Origin of the sequence: Mesorhizobium sp. CA6 (assembly GCF_020165035.1) — a bacterium.
GTDB lineage: Bacteria > Pseudomonadota > Alphaproteobacteria > Rhizobiales > Rhizobiaceae > Mesorhizobium.
Map to the genome: position 1 here is coordinate 281,286 of NZ_JAIUHI010000004.1, position 19,482 is coordinate 300,767.

At 62.0% G+C, this 19,482-nt stretch carries 15 protein-coding genes; 4 read left to right on the plus strand and 11 right to left on the minus strand.

Annotation, left to right across the window (positions count from 1 at the left end):
- Nucleotides 1–62: 62 nt before the first annotated feature.
- The 5 genes from LB526_RS08060 to LB526_RS08080 all read right to left on the minus strand — a co-directional run bounded on the left by LB526_RS08060 (nt 63) and on the right by LB526_RS08080 (nt 4,445).
- A complete protein-coding gene (locus LB526_RS08060; RefSeq protein ID WP_095767848.1) occupies nt 63–1,310 on the minus strand; it encodes an ABC transporter substrate-binding protein in 1,248 nt (415 codons plus the stop codon).
- Between the two features lie 75 nt (nt 1,311–1,385).
- On the minus strand, nt 1,386–2,435 hold the full coding sequence (locus LB526_RS08065; RefSeq protein ID WP_224627159.1) for a LacI family DNA-binding transcriptional regulator: 1,050 nt from the start codon (nt 2,433–2,435) through the stop codon (nt 1,386–1,388).
- Between the two features lie 225 nt (nt 2,436–2,660).
- Nucleotides 2,661–3,311, minus strand: a complete 651-nt coding sequence (locus LB526_RS08070; RefSeq protein WP_224627160.1) for a hypothetical protein — start codon at nt 3,309–3,311, stop codon at nt 2,661–2,663.
- On the minus strand, nt 3,290–4,252 hold the full coding sequence (locus tag LB526_RS08075) for a RimK-like protein (protein WP_224627161.1): 963 nt from the start codon (nt 4,250–4,252) through the stop codon (nt 3,290–3,292). Before LB526_RS08075 ends, LB526_RS08070 begins: the two co-directional genes overlap by 22 nt.
- A gap of 1 nt (nt 4,253) precedes the next feature.
- A complete protein-coding gene (locus tag LB526_RS08080; protein ID WP_224627162.1) occupies nt 4,254–4,445 on the minus strand; it encodes a hypothetical protein in 192 nt (63 codons plus the stop codon).
- 408 nt (nt 4,446–4,853) lie between these two features.
- On the opposite strand from LB526_RS08080, the gene LB526_RS08085 reads away from it, so the two are divergent.
- From LB526_RS08085 to LB526_RS08100, 4 genes are all read left to right on the plus strand, one after another.
- Nucleotides 4,854–6,167: an RES family NAD+ phosphorylase gene (locus LB526_RS08085; RefSeq protein ID WP_224627163.1), complete on the plus strand. Its 1,314-nt coding sequence runs from the start codon at nt 4,854–4,856 to the stop codon at nt 6,165–6,167.
- 108 nt (nt 6,168–6,275) lie between these two features.
- Complete coding sequence (locus LB526_RS08090; protein ID WP_318013254.1) at nt 6,276–6,449, plus strand: Hpt domain-containing protein; 174 nt, start codon at nt 6,276–6,278, stop codon at nt 6,447–6,449.
- 354 nt (nt 6,450–6,803) lie between these two features.
- Nucleotides 6,804–8,111 carry an outer membrane protein gene (locus LB526_RS08095; protein ID WP_224627164.1) on the plus strand — a complete coding sequence of 436 codons (1,308 nt, stop codon included), beginning with the start codon at nt 6,804–6,806 and terminating at the stop codon, nt 8,109–8,111.
- Nucleotides 8,112–8,229: 118 nt separating this feature from the next.
- A complete protein-coding gene (locus LB526_RS08100; protein ID WP_224627165.1) occupies nt 8,230–8,769 on the plus strand; it encodes a dihydrofolate reductase family protein in 540 nt (179 codons plus the stop codon).
- A gap of 109 nt (nt 8,770–8,878) precedes the next feature.
- Here LB526_RS08100 and LB526_RS08105 read toward each other — a convergent pair whose 3' ends face one another.
- From LB526_RS08105 to LB526_RS08130, 6 genes are all read right to left on the minus strand, one after another.
- Nucleotides 8,879–10,180, minus strand: coding sequence for an HlyD family type I secretion periplasmic adaptor subunit (locus LB526_RS08105; protein WP_224627166.1), 1,302 nt, complete (start codon nt 10,178–10,180; stop codon nt 8,879–8,881).
- Between the two features lies 1 nt (nt 10,181).
- Entirely contained in the window at nt 10,182–12,110 is a 1,929-nt protein-coding gene (locus LB526_RS08110; RefSeq protein ID WP_224529262.1) for a type I secretion system permease/ATPase, read from the minus strand.
- Nucleotides 12,111–12,320: 210 nt separating this feature from the next.
- The gene (locus tag LB526_RS08115) at nt 12,321–15,269 is read right to left on the minus strand and encodes a hypothetical protein (protein WP_224560574.1); all 2,949 of its coding nucleotides are present in this window, start codon (nt 15,267–15,269) and stop codon (nt 12,321–12,323) included.
- Between the two features lie 523 nt (nt 15,270–15,792).
- Nucleotides 15,793–16,650: a patatin-like phospholipase family protein gene (locus LB526_RS08120; RefSeq protein ID WP_140840862.1), complete on the minus strand. Its 858-nt coding sequence runs from the start codon at nt 16,648–16,650 to the stop codon at nt 15,793–15,795.
- A complete protein-coding gene (locus tag LB526_RS08125) occupies nt 16,647–18,047 on the minus strand; it encodes a M16 family metallopeptidase (RefSeq protein WP_224627168.1) in 1,401 nt (466 codons plus the stop codon). Before LB526_RS08125 ends, LB526_RS08120 begins: the two co-directional genes overlap by 4 nt.
- Nucleotides 18,047–19,408 (minus strand): M16 family metallopeptidase, encoded by a 1,362-nt coding sequence (locus LB526_RS08130; protein ID WP_224544718.1) that lies wholly within the window; start codon nt 19,406–19,408, stop codon nt 18,047–18,049. Before LB526_RS08130 ends, LB526_RS08125 begins: the two co-directional genes overlap by 1 nt.
- Nucleotides 19,409–19,482: the final 74 nt, after the last annotated feature.

Below are 19,482 nucleotides of genomic sequence, written 5' to 3' on the forward strand. Positions count from 1 at the left end.
GGCCGGTCAGAGCCTTGGCAGCGAGGCGTTGCGCGATCCTCGCCGCCGGCTGGCCCTGGTGTCTACTTGTTCGGCGCCTGGTCGATAATCGACTGCATCGTCTCCTGCGCGTTCTTGATGGCGCCATCGACATCGTCGCCGAAGAACACCTCGTTGATCATCTGCGTCCACGGCCCGTTTGCGGAGTTGATCAGGTCGTTGAACACCACCGAATAGGGCGTCCTGCCCTTGGCCATCGCTTCGGCCGCCACCTGGTAGCGCGGGTCGAGATCCTTCAGCGCGTCCTTGGCGATGTCGTTTCGCACCGGCAGGCTGCCATATTTGGCCAGAATGGTCTGGCCCTCCAGCGAATAGGCGAAGTCCAGGAACTCCTTCACCACGGCGATCTTCTTGGTGCCCTTGGTGACGACGAAATTGTCGCCGCCGGCGAAGGACGACCAGCCGCCATCCTTGCCCGGCAAGAAGGTGATGCCGTAGTCGACGTCCGGATATTGCGTGTTGAGCGCGCCGATGGCGAAAGCGCCGGACGGCGAGATGCCGATCTTGCCGCCGGCGAAGGCGGCGAAGAAATTGGCGCCGGTGTCGGTCTGCGCGCCCTCGGGCACCAGCCCCTTCTTGACCATCGAGCGATAGAGGTCGATCGCCCCGCGCAGCTGCGGGCTGTCGAGCGTCGCCTTCGAGCCGTCCTCGGACAGGATGTCGCCGCCCGAGGCCCAGATCAGCGGCGTGAAGGTGAAGATGTTGCAGCCGCCGCAATTGCCGGAGAAATAGAAGCCCTTGATGTCGCCGCCGAGCGCGTTGACCTTTTCGGCATCGGCCTCGATCTCGGCCCAGTTGGTCGGTCCCTTCTCGGGGTCGAGCCCGGCCTGCTTGAACAGCTTCTTGTTCCAGATCAGCACCGAGGCATCGGCCGAGAACGGCAGGCCGTAGATGCGGTCCTTATACGTGCCGGTCTTCACATGCGCCGGCGACAGGCTGGCGAAATAGGGCAAGGATTTCGCCCAATCTGTAATGTCCTCCAACTGGCCGGCGGCGGCGAAGGACGGCGTGTAGATCAGGTCGAGCGAGAGCGCGTCGGGCGCGGTGCCGCCGGCGGCCGCGGCGCCATATTTCGGGATGATCTCGGCGTTGGGAATGATGTCGAGCTTGATCTGATCCTTGTTCGCCTTGTTGAAGGCGTCGACGATGCGCGGCATGAAGTTCGAGCCGTCGGCGCGCACCCAGATGTTGGCGGTCTCGGCGGACGCCGCCTGCAGGCCGCCGCCGATGACGGCCGCGGCCAAAGCCAGCTTGGCAAACATGGTCTTCATTTTACTCCTCCTCATGGTTCTCCTCCCTGTTTTGGCCGCGCCGCCCGGTCTAACCGGGCGCGTAGCCTTGTTGCTTCATTGCGGCGGACTGCCGCATGACTGACGCACCACCAGCCGGCACGGCAGTTTCCTGATGCCCGGCGCGGCCGGGTGGCCGTCGACGAGCGAAAGCAGGGCAAGCCCGGCCTCGCGCCCGAGGCTCGCCAGGTTCATGTCGATCGAGGTCAGCGGCGGGCGCGTCGCCTCGGCCACGATCTCCCAATTGTCGAAGCCGATGACGCCGACATCCTCGGGCACGCGGATACCGCGCTCGCGCAGCGCATCGATGACGCCGCGGGCAATCTGGTCGTTGCCGCAGAAGACGGCGTCCGGCCATCCTTCCCTGCCCGCCTTGCCGAACAGTCTTGCCACCGCATCGTGGCCCCAGGCCTCCGACCAGGCGCCCAGCAGCGGCTCGGCTGTGGGCAAGCCGTTCTCCCTCAGGACGTCGCGATAAGCCTCGGCCCGCGTATGCACCACGGCGAAGCTCGCCGGACCGCTGACATGGGCGATGCGTCGGCGCCCGAGCCGCAAGAACTGCTCGACCGCCAGCCGCGCGCCGCCGGCATCGTCGGAGACGAGGCCGACCGCGCCGGGATCCGGCTGGGTGAAGGCGTAGACGACCGGGATGCGCAGGTTGGAGAGATCGACCGGCAGATGGCGGTCGATGCGTTTTCCGGTGGCGACGATGCCGTCGACGCGCTTGTCGAGCATGGCCTCGACATGCAGCTGGCCGAGCCGCTGGTCGTCCTCGACATTGCACAGGAACACCGACACGCCCTTGTCGACCAGCGCATCCGAAACGCCGGCCATCAGCGGCAGCGAGAAGCGGCCATAGGTATCGTTGGTGAGCAGGCCGACGGTGAAGGAGCGTTTTCGCAACAGGCTCTGCGCCAGGCTGTTCGGCCGGAAGCCGAGCAGCCGCGCCGTCTCGCGGATGCGCTCGCGCGTCTCCGCCGTCATGCGCCCCTGCCCGTTCAGCGCCTTCGACGCCGTGGCGACGCTGACGCCGGCCGCGGCGGCGACTTCGCGCAGCGTGACCGGCGGCTTGGCGGAAACTGGCGCTGGCTCGGCGTCGGAAGGCATGGGCGCGGCGGATTCCCTTAGCTTGAGAAAAGGTTTTCTCTTATCGACCTGCGCGGTGATGACGGGTAAGGTCAGCGGGCGCAGAGCGGGTTGGGAAAAGGTTTTCTCAGGTGGGAGATTAGGGGAAGGTGGTGGGGTTGGCAAGGGGAACGTTCCGCTTCAGGGAACCTCGTGTGACTGTACCTCGTTTGCCGAGGTAAGGCTGGTCGTTTCACTGATGCCCGGTTATTTAGAGGCGCTCGACAGATTGGAGAGTGCCGGTGGCGGCGCGAACTCGACGGCAAGAATCCCGAGAAAGACCGAGAAAACAAAGATAAGAACTCCGTTCCGAACCGCACTAGCCGCCGCGCTAGCTTGGTTCGCGCGCATAATATTGTCGCGTTCCGAAGCGTTGGCTGCTGCAATCAGTTCATTGCGCTTGGCGTCGCCGCCTTGCGACATGATGCGTAGAAACGCAGGACCGTAGCCGTAACGCGCCCTTGGTCGAAGACCGTCGAAGCCCACGATGACGCCGACAACGAGATAGAGCTCAGCAATCAAGAACGAAAATGCAGTGGCGGTTTTCAACCAAGAAGCTGAGAGGCCACCAAGCATCGTTTGGCCAACCAGGCCGCCAACTGTCACTGCGACGGATAGCGCTGCAGTCAGCTTTTGAAGTTTCTCGTCAAGTTCCTTAGCACGTACACCATCGGCCACGAGATAGCTTGACAGATCGGCATCGGAGAGCTCGGCAATATCGGGATCAGAGAATTTCTCCGCACGTAGCCCGCTGTTGGCTATCCACATCCGAATCGGCTCGATCGCTTCCTGAAGAGCCCCTCGCGGTAGCCCGCAGAGCGCACGCATCATCCTGTTCAGGCGGCAATCGATCGGCATGCCAGTTCTCCTGCAATAGCTGCAGCGATCGACCGGTCGGGCCGTTCCAGCCAGCCCCACTCGCCGGTCGGGTTTATCTCTATGAACCAATAGCAGCCATCTACCAGCGCTAAATCGATGGCGCCGAATACCAGCCCCAAGCGAGCGACGAGTGCACGACAGCACTGCTCTATCTCGCGGGGCAGAATGTGCTCCGGATAGGTTAGTTCGTGTTTCGGAGTAAGGCGCCAATCTCCTTCAATTCGCTCGCCAACCCCGCGCACCTCCGCGCACCAAATCGTCTCGCCGACGACCGTCACCCGCAGATCTAGTTTTGGCTCAAGCGGCACTTGGATGGTCGCAGGTGAGAGGCGCAGATCCTCGACTGCCACGTGCTTGATGTCCAGCAATGTCGTATATCCAAATAACTGGGCGTCGCCTTCGCGTAGGAGCAAAGTATCAATGCTTTTAAAGGCGACACGAGTTCCAGGTTCTCGGTCAGCGAAACCAACAGGATCGTTGCTCATCACTGTTTCCGGAATATCGAACCCTACCTCACGAGCGATTCTAAGCTGTAACGCCTTGGTCTCGGCCGCATAGGTTGCGGCGGGGTGATTGATCCATCGCGCGCCTGTGAAAACCATCATGCTACGAAGAAATGCGCTCCACTGGGTACGCTGAAGCTGTGTTTGCAGATCGAGCGAGCGATCCGAAATTTCCCGGTCGAAGGTGCCGACGCGCCACCAGACCGAGCGCAGACTACTGTCCACGATCCAGCTTCGACCTTCGAACCTACAGCGAAGCGTTGGCGTGACCGGGTCAAGGGTCAAGCCTAGTGCTGGCAGGGATTCGCGATTCAGTCGTAGAAACGGAGAACCGCGCAAGCCGAGTTCGCGGCATACAAGGTCTGTTGCAAAATCAAGATCGCTGGAGAGAACCAGGACATCAACGGCCTCAGCCAAACTACTGTCCTTTCTGATCCTCGCCGGTTTCGACATCGAACTTCTTACTTGTGGGGAGCTCATCCGGATTATCGATCAACGGCCCAGCCTTTCCATTCCAAAGACCGGATACGAAGTCGTAGGTAGCGCCCGTCGGGCGTGCTGCGCGTTCGTCGATCGGTGTCCGACGCGCGAGAGCAAGAAGCGGATGCATTTCGATTTCCTTTAAACGGGGTTCTAAATTGTTTTGTTCGTGTCGTGTTAGAATCAGGTCTTTTTACTATAACTATAGGTAACCGTTGGACTCCGATTTGCGGACAGTCCGAACTTCACGTCCAATCTATCACATTCAATCCAGCACTGTCAGGAGCACCGAAGCTCTGTCCGAAAACGGGCACGCAATGCCCGCCAGCTCCAAGCCCGGCCTTGCAAAGGCGTGCGCATAGACGCAAGAGAACGCTACAAGCACAACAGGCGGGCTATGGCGGACACAATCATACAAGGGTCGGAAGACGCGATTTGCGCAGGATGCGTCGGCGAAGCGTATCTTAGTGCCGAAATCGAAAAGCACGGAGAACTGCGCGAATGTCGATATTGCAGCGCATCCGCGAGGACTTTCACATTGGAAGAGTTCGCCAATCGTATCGAAGCTGCGTTCGAAGACCACTATACGCTGACCGCACGAGATCCTGACGGTTTCGAGTACGCTATGATGAGGGACAAAGAGATCGATTACGACTGGGAGCGTAAAGGCGAGCGGAGCATTTATGCCATCATGAACGCGGCGGAAATCTCGGAAGACGCCGCCGGTGACATTCAGGACATCCTGGAAAACCGGCACAGTGATTTGGAATCTGCGCAGATGGGCGAAGAGACTTCGTTCTCATCGGAGGCCCACTACGAAGAGACTAGTCCGGGCGACCGAGAGTGGCAGAAGGCCTGGTACGAGTTCGAGCGAAATCTCAAATCGACGGCACGCTTCTTTAGTCGCACCGCCGCAACGCAGCTAGGCGCGCTTTTCGACGATATCGACAAGATGATCACGCGTGACGGAGCACCGCTCATTGTCGAGGCCGGCCCGGGCACCGCGCTAACACATTTCTTCCGGGCGCGTGCTTTCCAATCGGACGACAAGCTGGAGAAGGCAATGATGCGGCCGGATCGAGAACTGAGCGCACCCCCGTCACGTTTCGCAACGGCGGGCCGCATGAACGCAAAGGGTATCTCAACTTTCTACGGCTCTACCACCCCGGACCTTGCACTAGCCGAAGTGCGGCCGCCGGTTGGCAGTCAGGTTGCTATGGCGCGCTTCGAGGTTATTCGCCCTTTGAGGTTGCTCGATCTCAACACCCTCAAAGGTGTCCATGTCGAAGGGAGCATATTCGACCCCAACTATGCTCCCGAACTTAGTCGCATGTCGTTTCTTCGTAAGCTGTGTGATCGTATAGCTCGCCCAGTCATGCCCGACGACCAAGATTTCGAGTACCTTCCCACCCAAGCCGTGGCTGACTACTTGGCGACCGAGGGCAAGGTCCCTCTGGACGGGATTTTGTTCCCCTCAGTCCAAGCAGGCGGCGTCGGGCTTAACGTTGTACTCTTCCACAAAGCCTCTCGCTGTAAGGAATTAGATATTCCGCGGGGAACCGAACTCCGCGCTAATTCATGGAGCGATACCGAAGATGGGCCGGAGCATGATTACTTCGTAATTGAGGAAACGCTACCCCTCCCAAAGCCGAAGGAGGTGCCGCCATTCGCTTTTTCGTTCGACGATGTGGCCGATCCTCCAGCGATGGAAGAGGCCGACTACAGAATTGCTGCTTTAAAAATTGATCCAGCCTCCATGGCTGTTCATATCGTCCACGCTGTGAAGGTTGAGACAACGGCGTACAGGGTCTGGCGCCATCGCTGGGAGAAGACCGAGAAAGAACCATTCTGAACCAAAACTCCACTACCGAGGAGCACCGCCATCACCAGCGATCCCTTCGCCCCGCTGCGCCAACGCTTCCTCGCCCGCTGCGCCGACGAGCTTGCCGAGCTGAAGGCCATCGCGCATCAGGCCGCTCCCCTGCCCGGCAACGATCCGTTGATCCGGCTCGCCCATTCGTTGGCCGGCGCTGCCGGCACATTCGGCTTTGCGGAGATCAGCGCGCGGGCCTCAGTGCTGGAGACGCTGCTCGTCGAGCAGGCGGAAGCGTGCGCGCGGCGCTCGATGCCTTGATCGCGGAGATCGAGCGGACGCTGGCTTGACATGGCGCTGGCCTGAGCGGGCCGGCCGCGCCTATTTCTTCGCGCCGCCGGGCAAGATTGGCCAGCAATGAGCGCCAGATCTTGGTCATGATTCTCAGCTTCTTTTTCCCGATAGACGCCGGCAAAACCTATCCGAGATCTAAGGAGCCGCCTCGCATCGCCCGTGTTGAAATGATCGCCTTGGTCGGGCCGGCCATTCTTGGAAACATCGCCTGCTTGTACCTGTCGTAACGGCAGTTTGCCCGTGGGTGTGGTATTTTTGCCACCACAAATTCCCACAACCCCTGCTAGAACCTCTGCGGGTTTTAACTTGGGGTTATGGGCTATGCTTCTTCGTATTTCCGCGAAATCCGTTTTGCTGGGCGCCGTTTCGGCCGTCGCTTTGATGTCGGCCGCGCAGGCCGCCGACGTGGTCCAGCAGCAGGCCGCTCCGGGCTTCAACTGGAGCGGCGTCTATGTCGGCTTCGGCCTCGGCGCCGGCGCCAATGTGCACAAGCTCAGCAGCGATTTTGTGCCTGTTTCGCTGAACGGCATCGGTGGCGAAGGCGTCTACGGCCAGGTGACTGCCGGCTATGATTACATGGTCTCGCAGCGCTTCCTGCTCGGCGGCCTGATTGACGCGCATGTCGGCACGATCAAGACTTCGCTCGATGCCGGCGGCTTCAATGCCGACATCAAGGAGACCTACGGTTTCGACGTCGGCGTGCGCGCCGGTTACCTGTTGACGCCGAGCACATTGGGCTACGTTCTGGGCGGTTACGCCTGGCAGAAGTACAAGCTCGACAGCAATGCCGGTATTGGATTCGATTGGGATCAGGGCGGCTACTTTGTCGGCGCCGGTGTTGAAACGGCGATCAACAGCAACTGGACGCTGAAGGGCGAGTATCGCTACACCCGCTTCAGCACCAACGACAGCCTGCTCTCGGATGCAGGCCTGCCGGTGCCGGACGGCACGCTCAACCTGGACACCTCGCGCCATACGTTCGAGGTCGCCGCCAGCTATCGTTTCAACTCCAATGACGGCGGCGGCGCCAGCTTCGAGACGCCTTCCTACAACTGGACCGGCTTCTATGTCGGCGGTGGGCTCGGTGCCGGCGCGGTCGTGCACCAGATCGAGATTCCGCCCCTCGCCGGCGCCAAGTTCAATGGCCTCGGCGGCGAAGGCGTGTTCGGCGAAGCCAGCATCGGCTACGACCAGGACATGGGCAGTTGGGTGGTCGGCGGCCTCGTCGACGCGCGTCTATCCGGCATCAAGTCGAAGCTTGAGCTGGGCGGGTTCCTGGGTGTCGATTCGATCAACCTCAATACCGATTATGGTTTCGACGTGCTCGGCCGTATCGGCATGAAGGTCAACGAGGCGACGCTGGCCTACGCGCTCGCTGGCTACAGCTGGCAGCACTTCAAGCTCGATGCTCCGGCACCGCTCGACGCCGATTGGGGCTCCAGTGGCTTCTCGGTCGGCGCGGGCCTGGAAACTGCCCTGTCGGACAAGATGACCGTCGGCATCGAATACCGTTACTCGCAATTCGAGAAGGAAGACTTCTCGGATGCATTGCCGATCCCGAGCGGTCTCGCGATGGCGACCCCGTCCTTCCACACTGTGCGGATCGACGCCAAGTACAAGTTCAACTAAGCCAAGGCCTCCAGCCAAAGCGAAAGCCCGCCGGTCATTCCAGCGGGCTTTTTTATTTTGTCGGGAACACGCCGGCGTGACCGTCCTATGGTGCGAGACCTGACCAATAGAGGAAGCCATGAGAAAGCTCATCGTCACCGAATTCATCGGCATCGACGACGTCGCCGAGCACGAGAGACTGCCGAACGTCGCCTGGAACGACGAGATGCAGGCCTTCAAGGAGGATGAGCTTGCCGACAGCGGCGCCATGCTTCTCGGACGCGTCACCTACGAAATCTTTGCCGGCCACTGGCCTGCCGAAAAAGGCGACTTCGCCGACCGCTTCAACGCGCTGCCGAAATATGTCGCCTCGGCGACCTTGAAAGCGGTCGATTGGCATCCGGCCGAATTGCTCGAAGGCTCCCTTACCGATGCGGTCACCCGGCTGAAGCAACAGGCCGGCGGCAACATCTATATGCATGGCAGCCTGAGCGTCGCCCGGCAGCTTCTCGGCGCCGGGCTGGTCGACCGCGTGCGGCTGCTCGTCTATCCGGGGGCGGCCGGCCGAGGCAAGCAGCTGTTTCCGCCCGACGCACCGATCGCGCTCGACCTGGTCTCGGCGGCACCACTCGGCAATGGCGTGGTGGCGATGGAATACAGGCCGGTTGCGAAAAGTTAGAGCGGTTCAGCGTTTCACGGAATTGCCCGAACCGCTCTCAGTATTTTTGCGCAATTTCCGGACGCAAATCCATTACGGACTTTTGCCGAAATTGCTCTAGTCTAGTGGCCTACTGCCTAAAAGCCCGGCTGATCTGATCCTGCAGCGGCTTGACCAGGTAAGACATCACCGAACGATCCTCGGTCCTGATGAAGGATTCCACCGGCATGCCGGGAACCAGCTTGACCTCGCCGAGCCGCGCGACCTGCGCGGCGGTCGTGGTGATGCGGACCGTGTAATAGCTGACGCCCGTGCGCTGGTCGGTGGTGATGTCGGGCGAGGTCCGTTCGACCACGCCGTCGATCTGCGGCGTGGTGCGTTGGTTGAAGGCCGAGAAACGCAGCGAAGCGGGTTGGCCAACCCATAGCTGGTCGATGTCGCTCGGCGCGATCTTGGCTTCCACCGCAAGGCTGTCATTGTCGGGCACGACCTGCATGATCGTCTCGCCCGGCTTCACCACGCCGCCGATCGTATAGGCGATCGACTGCTGCACGACGCCGTCCTGCGGCGCGCGGATGTCGACCCGCTTCAACTGGTCCTCGGCGGCGACCTTGCGCTCCAGAAGCTCGCCCATCTGGCCGTCGACGTCGCGCAGGTCCTTGTTCACTTCGGTGCTGAGGTCGAGATCGATCTGGATGATCTGCAGCTTGATCTCGGCAATCCGTCCCTGCGCCTGAGCCTGGGCCGCAATCAGCTGGCCGCGCTCGCCGTCGAGGCGCGTGGCCTCTCGCTCGGTCTGGGTCAGCCGGTCGATGGAAATGAGCTTCTTGGCCCAGAGCGTACGCACCGAGGCAAGCTCCTTCTGCACCAGCTCTATCTCCTTGCTCTTGGCCTCAGCCTGCGCCGTGTCGCCGGCGATCTCCTTTTCGAGTTGCGCGATGCGTTCCTCCAGCTGGCTCTTCTGGCCGGCGCGGGACGTGCGCCGTGTCTCGAAATGCTGCTTCTCGCCGGCCACCGCCTCGGCGACGTCGGGATCGGCAATGCGGTCCAAAAGCTCGTTCGGAAAGATGATGGCGTCGCTGCCGCGGCGCTCCGAATCGAGGCGCGCCTTGCGCGCGGCGAGCTGGTCGAGCGCCTTGCTCACCACGCCAAGGTTGGCTGCCGGCACGGTGCGGTCGAGACGGACCAGAAGATCTCCCGCTTTCACGTGGTCGCCGTCCCGGGCGTCGATCTCCGCAACGATGCCGCCGGTGGAATGCTGCACGTCCTTGACGTGGGAATCGACGACGAGGGCGCCGGGGGCGATGACCGCGCCGGCGATCTCGGTGACCGATGCCCAGCCACCGACGCCGCCCGCAAGCAGGAGCACCACGCCGACGCCAAGCCGCGTGTAGAAGCGGATGGATAAATGCGAGGCGCCTGATATAGCCATGTCAGCGCCCTGCCTCGGTTCCGTCGGCAACGGCCAGATGGGGACCGTCGGAAGCCACTCTCAGTTGCGGGGCGCCGGTCGGCACCGGCCGCAGCGTCGGGAACATCTTGGCGAACACCTCGTCTTTCGGGCCGAAGGCATGGACGCGTCCCTGATTCATCGCCAGCACGAAATCGACGGCCGCCAGCACGTTCGGCCGGTGCGCGACGAGCACGACAACCCCGCCCCGTTCGCGGACGCCCAACATGGCCTTGATCAGGGCCTGCTCGCCGTCCATATCGAGGTTGGAATTCGGCTCGTCCAAGACCACGAGGAAAGGATCGCGATAGAGCGCGCGCGCCAGCGCGATGCGCTGGCGCTGACCGGCCGAGACCGCCTCGCCGTGCTCGCCAATCTCGGTTTCGTAGCCTTCGCGAAAACCGACGATGAGCTCGTGCGCGCCCGCTGCCTTCGCCGCGGCGATGATGGCGCCGGGGTCCGCGTCCGGCTCGAAGCGCGCGATGTTCTCGGCCACGGTGCCGGCGAAGAGCTCGACATCTTGCGGCAGGTATCCGATATGGCGGCCGCGCTCGGCCTGAGACCATTGATCGAGGTCGGCGCCGTCCAGCTTGATGCGGCCGGCGACCGGTTGCCAGGCGCCGACAAGCGCGCGCACCAGCGTGGACTTTCCCGACCCGCTCGGTCCGATGATGCCGACGCCGTGGCCCGCCTCCAGAGCGAAGCTTGCATCGTGAACCAGCAATCTCTGCGTGCCCGGGGCGCCGACCGAGACGTTTTGCATGCCGACATTCGCGCTCGGCGGCGGCAGCAACATCGGCTCGGTTTCAGCCGGCAGCGCCGCCAGCACCCTGTTCAGCCGCTGCCAGCCCTGGCGCGCGGTGACGAAGCCCTTCCAGTTGGCGATCGCAAGATCGACCGGAGCCAGCGCGCGGCCGCTGAGGATCGAGGCGGTGATGATAATACCCGCCGTTGCCTGCCCCTCGATGACCAGCCAGGCGCCGAGGCCGAGCATCGACGACTGCAGCAGCATGCGCAGGACCTTCGATATCGCGCCGAAGCCGCCGGCCACGTCGCTCACCTTGCGCTGCTCGGCGATGTAATCGAGGTTGGCGTCTTCCCACCGCGCGGTCAGACCGCCTGCCATGCCCATGGCGGCAACGACCTCGGCGTTGCGGCTCCCAGCCGAGATCAGACCGTTGCGCCGAATACCGGTCAAAGTCCCGGACGACACAGGCTTTCGCGTCAATCGCTCGGCAAGCACGGTCAGAGCCACCAGCACGATCGCCCCAAGCAGCGCTGTCACGCCTAGCAACCAATGGAACATGAAGATGATGACAAGGTAGAGCGGCAGCCAGGGCAAATCGAAGAGCGCCGTCGGCCCCATGCCGGACAGGAAAGCACGCACGCTGTCGAGGTCGCGCATCGGCTGCAGGCTATCGCCCGCGCGCCCGTTTTTCAGCGGCAACTGCAGCATCGACGCATAGACACGGCGGCCCAGCGCCTCATCCAAGGCTCCGCCAATGCGCACAAGCACGCGACCGCGCACGAAATCGAGAATGCCCTGGCCGCAATAGAGGATGACCAACAACACGGTGATGCCGATGAGTGTCGGCAGGCTGCGGCTCGGCAACACGCGATCATAGACCTCGAGCATGTAGAGCGAGCCCGCAAGCATCAACACGTTGAGCACGCCGCTGAACAACCCGACCGCGAGGAAAGCCGACCGGCAGGAGCGAAGCGCCTCGGCGAGTTCGGAGCGCGCGGATTGCGCTCGCCGGCCTGTCGGTTTTGCCGGCCGCTTGCCGCCTATAGGCGCATTGGTTTGCCTGGCGATATCGCCGATGCTGCTGTCCGGCGTGGGCCGGCGCGCGCGAAACAAGGCCAAGCCGCCGAAGCCCACCATTGCCGCACCAAAAAGCGTCTCCCCCATCGACCCGGGCCGTCCTGGCGAAAGCCAGCCGTTGCCGCCGAGAAGGAGCAGCACAGCGCAAGCAACTAGGACGAGGCCGACGAGCCTTACCTTTGCCTGCGCTGAACCAGATGCTGCCTTGGCTACCATTGTCGAAGCGACACTGAACAAAACACTCCGGTCATCCAACCTGCCTGTCGCACGTCATGGCTCGACAGGCCGACCGCTGCCTCAGCCGCCGTCATTGGCGTAGACATGCAGTATCGCCCCTTCGAAGGTCATGCCGGTATTGTTGTAGAAATCGAGCTCCTGGTGGATGAGGTTTCCGGCAAGCTCGGACCCGGCAGTGACGGATTCGGCATCCAGTCCCACGTTCCAGGCTGTGCTGCTTGCCTTCACTGCACTCCCACCGCCCCAGTCCTCGAAGTGAGAAGAAGAATTCCCGCCATTCGTCACCTGCAGCCAGTCGATCGCCTGGTCGAGATATTTGTGCGGGCTGTTGGGATCGGAGGCATCGCCGATCGGATTCCCGGCGAGGTAGTTGAGCCAAGTCGCGACCGCGTCGCGGGCAAGGACGAAGCGTGTATCCTGCTGATCCTTGACGGACGCATCGATCACCTTGAGCGCATCGGCGTAGGAAATGAAGAACGTATCCTCACCGGCGTCGGTCAAGCCGTTCTTGTTGTAGTCGCCGATCAAGAGGCCTGGCTTGCCCGGATCCAGCGTTCCGTTGTGATCGGCATCGACAACATAGCGCAATTCACCGGAGGCGAAGTTCGGGCCGGATTTGTCGGCGCCTGCGACGCCATCCCAGAATGATTTGCCGAGATTGGTCCAGAAGCCCGGCGTGCGCACGCCGGGACCTGCGAATGATTGGACCGTCGCGGTATCATTGGCGGAAACGTCATTGGTGGTATCGTCGTCATGGGCATGCACCACGACCGTGTTGGTTCGCGAGTCGGCATTGGGAAGCAAGTTGAACGAGCTGTTGGCCGTGAAGACCCAAGTCTCGTTGCTGTCGACCTGATAGTCGTTGTCGAGATCGCCGGACACATAGTGAGTGCCATGCGAACTGTTGGCCACGAAGCCGCTGAGCAGGTTGATGTCGTCACCGGTATTTCCCGGTGTGCCGTTGTCGTCGACGAGTGAGGTCAGCGTGAGCGGGTCGAACGCACCGGCTGCGCTCGTGTTGGTTATCTCATAGTGATAGGTGACGTTCTGTGCACCCGACTGGACCGTTTCGGACGAGTGGAAAATACCGTCATGATCGGCATCGACGGTCTTCTCAATGGCCACTGACGGCGCGACATCCTTCACCGTCACGGTCGCGTCGTCGGTAGCATACACGTCGCTGGTGCTGTCGTCGTCATGGGCGTGCACGACCACCGTGTTGGTAATGCTGCCCGCATTGTGAGCATCGACGCCGACGGTGGCGCTGAACACCCACTTCTCGTCGCTGTCGACAAGGTAGTCGCCATCGGTGTCGCCCGACACATAGTGCGTGCCATGGTCGGAGCCGGCGACAAAGCCGGTCAGCAGGTCGATGTCATCGCTGGTGTCGCCGGGTGTCGCATCGTCGTCGATCAGCGAAGTCAGCGTCAGCGGATCGAAGGCGCCGGCCGCGCTCGTGTTGGTCACCTCATAGGTGTAGGTGACATCAGCGGCCGAGCCCTCGTTGATCGAAGTCGGGTTGGCGGTCTTCTCAATGGCAATCGACGGCGCGACGTCCTTCACCGTCACGGTCGCGTCGTCAGTGGCATGCACGTCGCTGGTGCTGTCGTCGTCATGGGCGTGCACCACCACAGTGTTGGTAATGGTGCCGGCATTTTGAGCACCGACGCCGACGGTGGCGCTGAACACCCACTTCTCGTCGCTGTCGACGAGATAGTCGCCATCGGTGTCGCCTGTCACATAGTGCGTGCCATGGTCGGAGCCAGCGACAAAGCCGGTCAGCAGGTCGATGTCATCGCTGGTGTCGCCGGGTGTCGCATTGTCGTCGATCAACGAAGTCAGCATCAGCGGATCGAAGGCGCCGGCCGCGCTCGTGTTGGTCACCTCGTAGGTGTAGGTGACGTCAGCGGCCGAGCCCTCGTTGATCGAAATCGGGTCGGCGGTCTTCTCAATGGCGATCGATGGCGCGACGTCGTTGACCGTCACGGTCGCAGTGTCGTTGGCGGACACGTCATTGGTGCTGTCGTCGTCGTGAGCATGTACCACCACCGTGTTGGTGATGGTGCTGCCGGTGGCATGAGCGTCAATGTTGACGTCAGCGCTGAATATCCAGGTCTCGTTGCTGTCGACAAGGTAATCGTTGTCTGTATCGCCCGACACGTAGTGGGTGCCATGCGAGCTGTTGGCGACGAAACCGCTCAACAGGTTGATATCGTCGCTGGTGTCTCCCGGCGTCGCATTGTCGTCTACCAGCGAGGTCAGCGTCAGAGGATCACCGGCGCCATCAGCGCTCGTATTGGTCACCTTGTAGGTGTAGGTGACCGTCGTCGACTCGCCTTCATCTATTGAGGTCGGATCGACCGTCTTCTCGACCGCGACCGCGGGAGCGTGATCCACGCTGGCTTTTGCGATGACGCCCCATTCCTCAAACCCGCCATCCGAGTCACTTGGGTTCCCGAAAGCCGAATAGAGATAGACGTAGTTACCGGTTGCCCCGGCGAAGAAACTGGTCGGAATGTAGACAAACAGATCGCCCACCCCGCTGCCTGCGGGCGCGTCCTTTCCAGCGTCCAACTGAACCGTCACGTCACCGTCGGTGGCATTTCCATCAACATTATAGAGTAGTTGCTGCGCCTGAAGCGTCGCAAGGGTGGTGATATTTGGATCCGTCGCCGAATATATCTGTAATGAGTTGAGCGACAGCAGCGATCCCTTGTCGCTGTTCGGCTCATTGGCGTCGAGCTTGAAGACGTAGTAATCGTGGCCGTTCACGGACACTACCTGCATATCGCTCAGGAGAAGCGCATTGGTGTGCTCCTGCTGCTTATCATCCAGCGGCAGCGGAGAACCATCGGTGTTGAAGCCGCTCTCGGTGCCGTTCGCGCCAAGCACGAGAAAGCTATTGTAGTTGCCCGTGCCAGCACCGCTTTGCTGTTCAGCCGAAAATACGGTGCCGTCGGTCAAAGTCTGCGACGTTGTCCCGTTGGTCAGATCAACCACTGTGGCCATGTTCAACTCCCTTAGCGCCTAGGCGCGCCACTTGTTGGCCGCCTAAGGCGGCTGATTTACCCCATGCCAATAGCACCGAGATCGGCGCCCAATTCCGTGCGGGAGGAGGATCGACGTGGCATTCAGCAAGCAGCGACCACCGGCCGGCAGCAAGCGCCACATACAAGATGGCTGCTCACGACTGCTGGTGGCTCGATGTGATGGCTGTAGCGGCACAGATGCCGCGCTGCGTTCCCCTACCCCAGTAGCGCAGTATCTCGTTGTTGCCGATCTCGAGATTGTTCACGCTACTATATTAGGATATTATTAACTCTACCGCAGCGTGCGTCAACGGGCAATTCGATGAAGAGTTAATGACAGAACTCAAATCCGGGTGCGAATTCGACCATTCGGCATAAAGAATACTGTGCTCTATTCTTAGGTCTTATTTTATAAGGGACCTTTGCGCCGACCATTCAGGCTTCGGTTGTCGGACCTTCGTCGACGTCATATGCACCTGAACCGAGGCGGCTGGAGGAGGCTCTCAAACCGCCTTCTTGTTGTCCTGCCTGCCGCCATGCGCTTCCACGGCCTTCTCCACGGCGCGCTTCAGCTCATCCTTGATCTCCGCCGTCTCGGCCATCAGCGCCTCGATCTTGAGAAAATCGAGCACGCGGTACTTCGAGACTTTTGGGCGGATCAGGATGTCGGGGCTGGACTGCTGCAGCTTGTTGGCGATGATCGACTGCATCATCAGCTGCGAGGCGCCATACATCAGGTCGACCGTAGTCGGATGCTTGCGCTCGGCGTCGCTCGGCGCACCGACCACGTCGATTGCGATGATGATATCGGCATCCTTTTCGAGGAGATCGAAGGGGACGGGATTGTAGATGCCGCCGTCGATCAGCAGGCAATCATTGCGCACCACAGGGCGGAACACCGCCGGAATGGCGGCCGAGGCCGCAAGCGCCGAATGCAATTCACCCTCGGCGAACACGGCGAGCTTGTGGCCGAAATAGTCGGTCGCCGTCACCTTGAGCGGAATCTTCAGCTCTTCGAAGGTGGCGGGGATATCCTGAGGCAGGAACGCCTTCAGGATGCGCTCTATATTGAACTGGCCGACGCGGATGCCGCCCTGCATGGCTTCGGCGATCGTGCCCGGCCGCGACCGCCACATGCGCGCCGCTACTTCGGCCCGGCTGCCGAGGATCGACCGGGCATAATCGTGAATCTCGGCGCCCTTCATGCCCGACGCCATGCCGGCGCCCATGATGGCGCCGATCGACGAGCCGGCAATCGCCGCCGGCTTGATGCCAAGCTCGTCGAGAGCCTCGATGATATGGATATGCGCAAGACCGCGCGCGCCGCCGCCGCCGAAGGCCACCCCGAAGGTCGGGCTCATCCCTTGCGGCCTCCCGCCACCTGAACCAGCGGCGGCCCGATGACCATCACCGCCGGATCGGACGACAGGAGCTTCTTTGCCGCCGCCTTGACGTCGGCCAGCGTCACCGCGTTGATGAGAGCCGCGCGCCGCTTGATATAATCGATGCCGAGATGATCGATCTGCAGCTCCACCAGCGTCGCGGCAATGGAGCTGGACGAATCCAGATTGCTGATGGCGTAGGCGCCGACCATGTATTTCTTGGTCGCCGCGAGCTCCTCCTCCGAGGGGCCGTTCTCGGCCATGTCCTTCACCACCTGGCGCACGATCGCAAGCGTTTGGGCCGCGCGGTCGGAACGCGTCGCCGTCGTCACCAGCAGCGCGTTGGAATGCTCGTGATCGACGAGATCGGAGCTGACGCTATAGGCAAGGCCGCGCTTCTCGCGCACCTCTTCGTAGAGACGCGACGTGAATGTCGAGCCGCCGAGTATCTCGTTCATCAGCGCGGCGGCGTAGAAGTCGGGATCGCTTCGCTTCACGCCCGGCCAGGCAAGCTGCAGGGAGGTCTGCGGCAAGTCGTAATTCACTTCGAGCTGCTGGCCGAGCTTGGGCGTGACGTCGACAATCGGCGCCAGCGCCTGCTTGTCCGGCAGGTCGCCGAACACCTCGTCGAGCCTGCTGCTCAACGTGGCGGCGTCGATATCGCCCACCACCGCCACATGCAGGCCGCCGCGGGCGAAATTTGCTTTGTGGAAGGCCCTGAGGTCGTCCGCAGTGATGGTGGCGAGGCTGTCTTTGTTGCCCTCGTCCGGCCGCGCATAGGGATGCTGGCCATAGATCGCGCGCAGCCAGCGCTGCTGGCCGATCGTGTTGGGATCCCGTTCGTTGGCGAGGATCCCGGACAGTATCTGGGCGCGGATGCGGTCGATCGGCGCCTGGTCGAAGCGCGGACTGTTCACCGCCAGCTTCAGCAGGCCGAAAGCCTCGTCCTTCTGCTCGGACAACATGCGCATCGAACCATAGGTGCCATCGCGGGCGGCCTGAAAACTCATCTCGGCGCCGGCATCGTCGAGCTTCACCTGGAAGGCCTCGCTGTCGAGGTCGCCGGCGCCCTCGTCGAACAGCCCGGTCATCAGGTTGACCAGGCCTTCCTTGCCGGCCGGATCCTGCGCCGTGCCGCCGTCGAAGACGAAACGGATCGCAACCAGCGGGATCGAATGGTCTTCCACCAGCCAGGCGGTGACGCCCTTCTTGGACTTCACCTCCTGGATGTTCATTTCGGCGCGCGCGGCAAGCGCCGGCAAAAGCAGGAAGAACAGGGCGAAGCAAAGGATGGCGACGGCGCGATAGACGCGCCCACCTTCTCCCGTTGTGGGAGAAGGAAAGATGCTCGTGCGGCCAAGAACCATGCTCATCATCAATTCCCCGCCTGCTGCTGCGGCAAGAGATAGCCACTGGTTGAGCGATCGAGCACCAGATAGCGGGCAGCGACCGCCTTGACCTCATCGGCGGTTACCTTGCGGATGCGGTCGGGCCATTCCTGGACGTCCTTGACATTGCCGCCCGTCGCAAGCGTCGAGCCGTACATGTTGGCCATGTCGTCCTGCTTGTCGCGCGCAAAGATCATGGAGCGCACATAACGGGTCTTGGCCCGCTCCAGCTCATCGTCGCTCACGCCGTCCTTGACGATGCGGGCGATCTCGGCATCGGCCGCCGCCTCGATATCGACAAGCTTGGCGTCGCCGCGCGGGGCGCCATAGACGGTGAAGTTGGTGGCGTCGAGCATGGTGCCCTGGAAGTAGGCGCCGGCCTCGGAAGCGATACCCTGCTTGACGACGAGCTGCTGGTACAACCTGCTGCGGTTGTCGCCGCCGAGGATCTCGGCAAGCAGGTCGAGCGCCTCGGCTTCGCCGGGCTTGGCCGTATGATAGGATGGCACCACCCATTGCGTCGAAAAGCTCGGCACCGAGACGCGAGCGTCGGTGAGCGTCACCGTGCGCTTCGTGTTCTGCTCGGGCTCGACCGGACGGATGCGCGGCCGCAGGTCCGGGCCGCGGGCGACCTTGCCGTAAGTCCTTTCGGCCATCGCCTTCACCGCGTTGGGATCGACGTCGCCCACCACCACCAGCACGGCGTTGTTCGGCCGATAATAGGCGTCGTAGAAGGCTTTCGCGTCCGGACGGTTCAACTGCTCCATCTCCTGCATCCAGCCGATCACCGGAATGCGGTAAGGCTGGTTCTGCCAGAGCGTCGCGTCGACCTCCTCGTCGAGCACCGCCTGCGGGTTGCCGTCGATGCGCGAGCGGCGCTCCTCCAGGATCACGTCGCGCTCGGTCTTGATGACATCGTCGGTCAGGATGAGGTTACGCATGCGATCGGCCTCGAAGCCCATCATCTGCTCGAGCGCCGAAGGCGGCACCGTCTCGTGGAAGGCGGTGTAGTCGTAAGAGGTGAAGGCGTTGTTGGAGCCACCGATCTCGGACACGGCGCGGTCGAACTCGCCGGCGGCGTGATTTTTCGTGGCCTTGAACATCAGGTGCTCGAAGAAATGCGCGATGCCGGATTTGCCGGGCGGCTCGTCGGCGCTGCCGATCTTGTACCAGACCATGTGGGTGACGATCGGGGCGCGATGGTCCGGGATGATGACCACTTCCATGCCGTTGTCGAGCAGGAAATCCTTGACCTCGCCGTCATCGGCCGCGCGGGCCGGAGCAGCCGCGGCAAGCGCCAGCGCGCCCGCCAGAAGCGCTGCGCGCAGCCCAATCCCTGTTTGTCTCATCAAGTTCTCCGGTCGCGGTTGCGCGACGATAGGCAAGGTTCGCTGGTGAGGCAAAGTGATTTGTTCGGCATTTT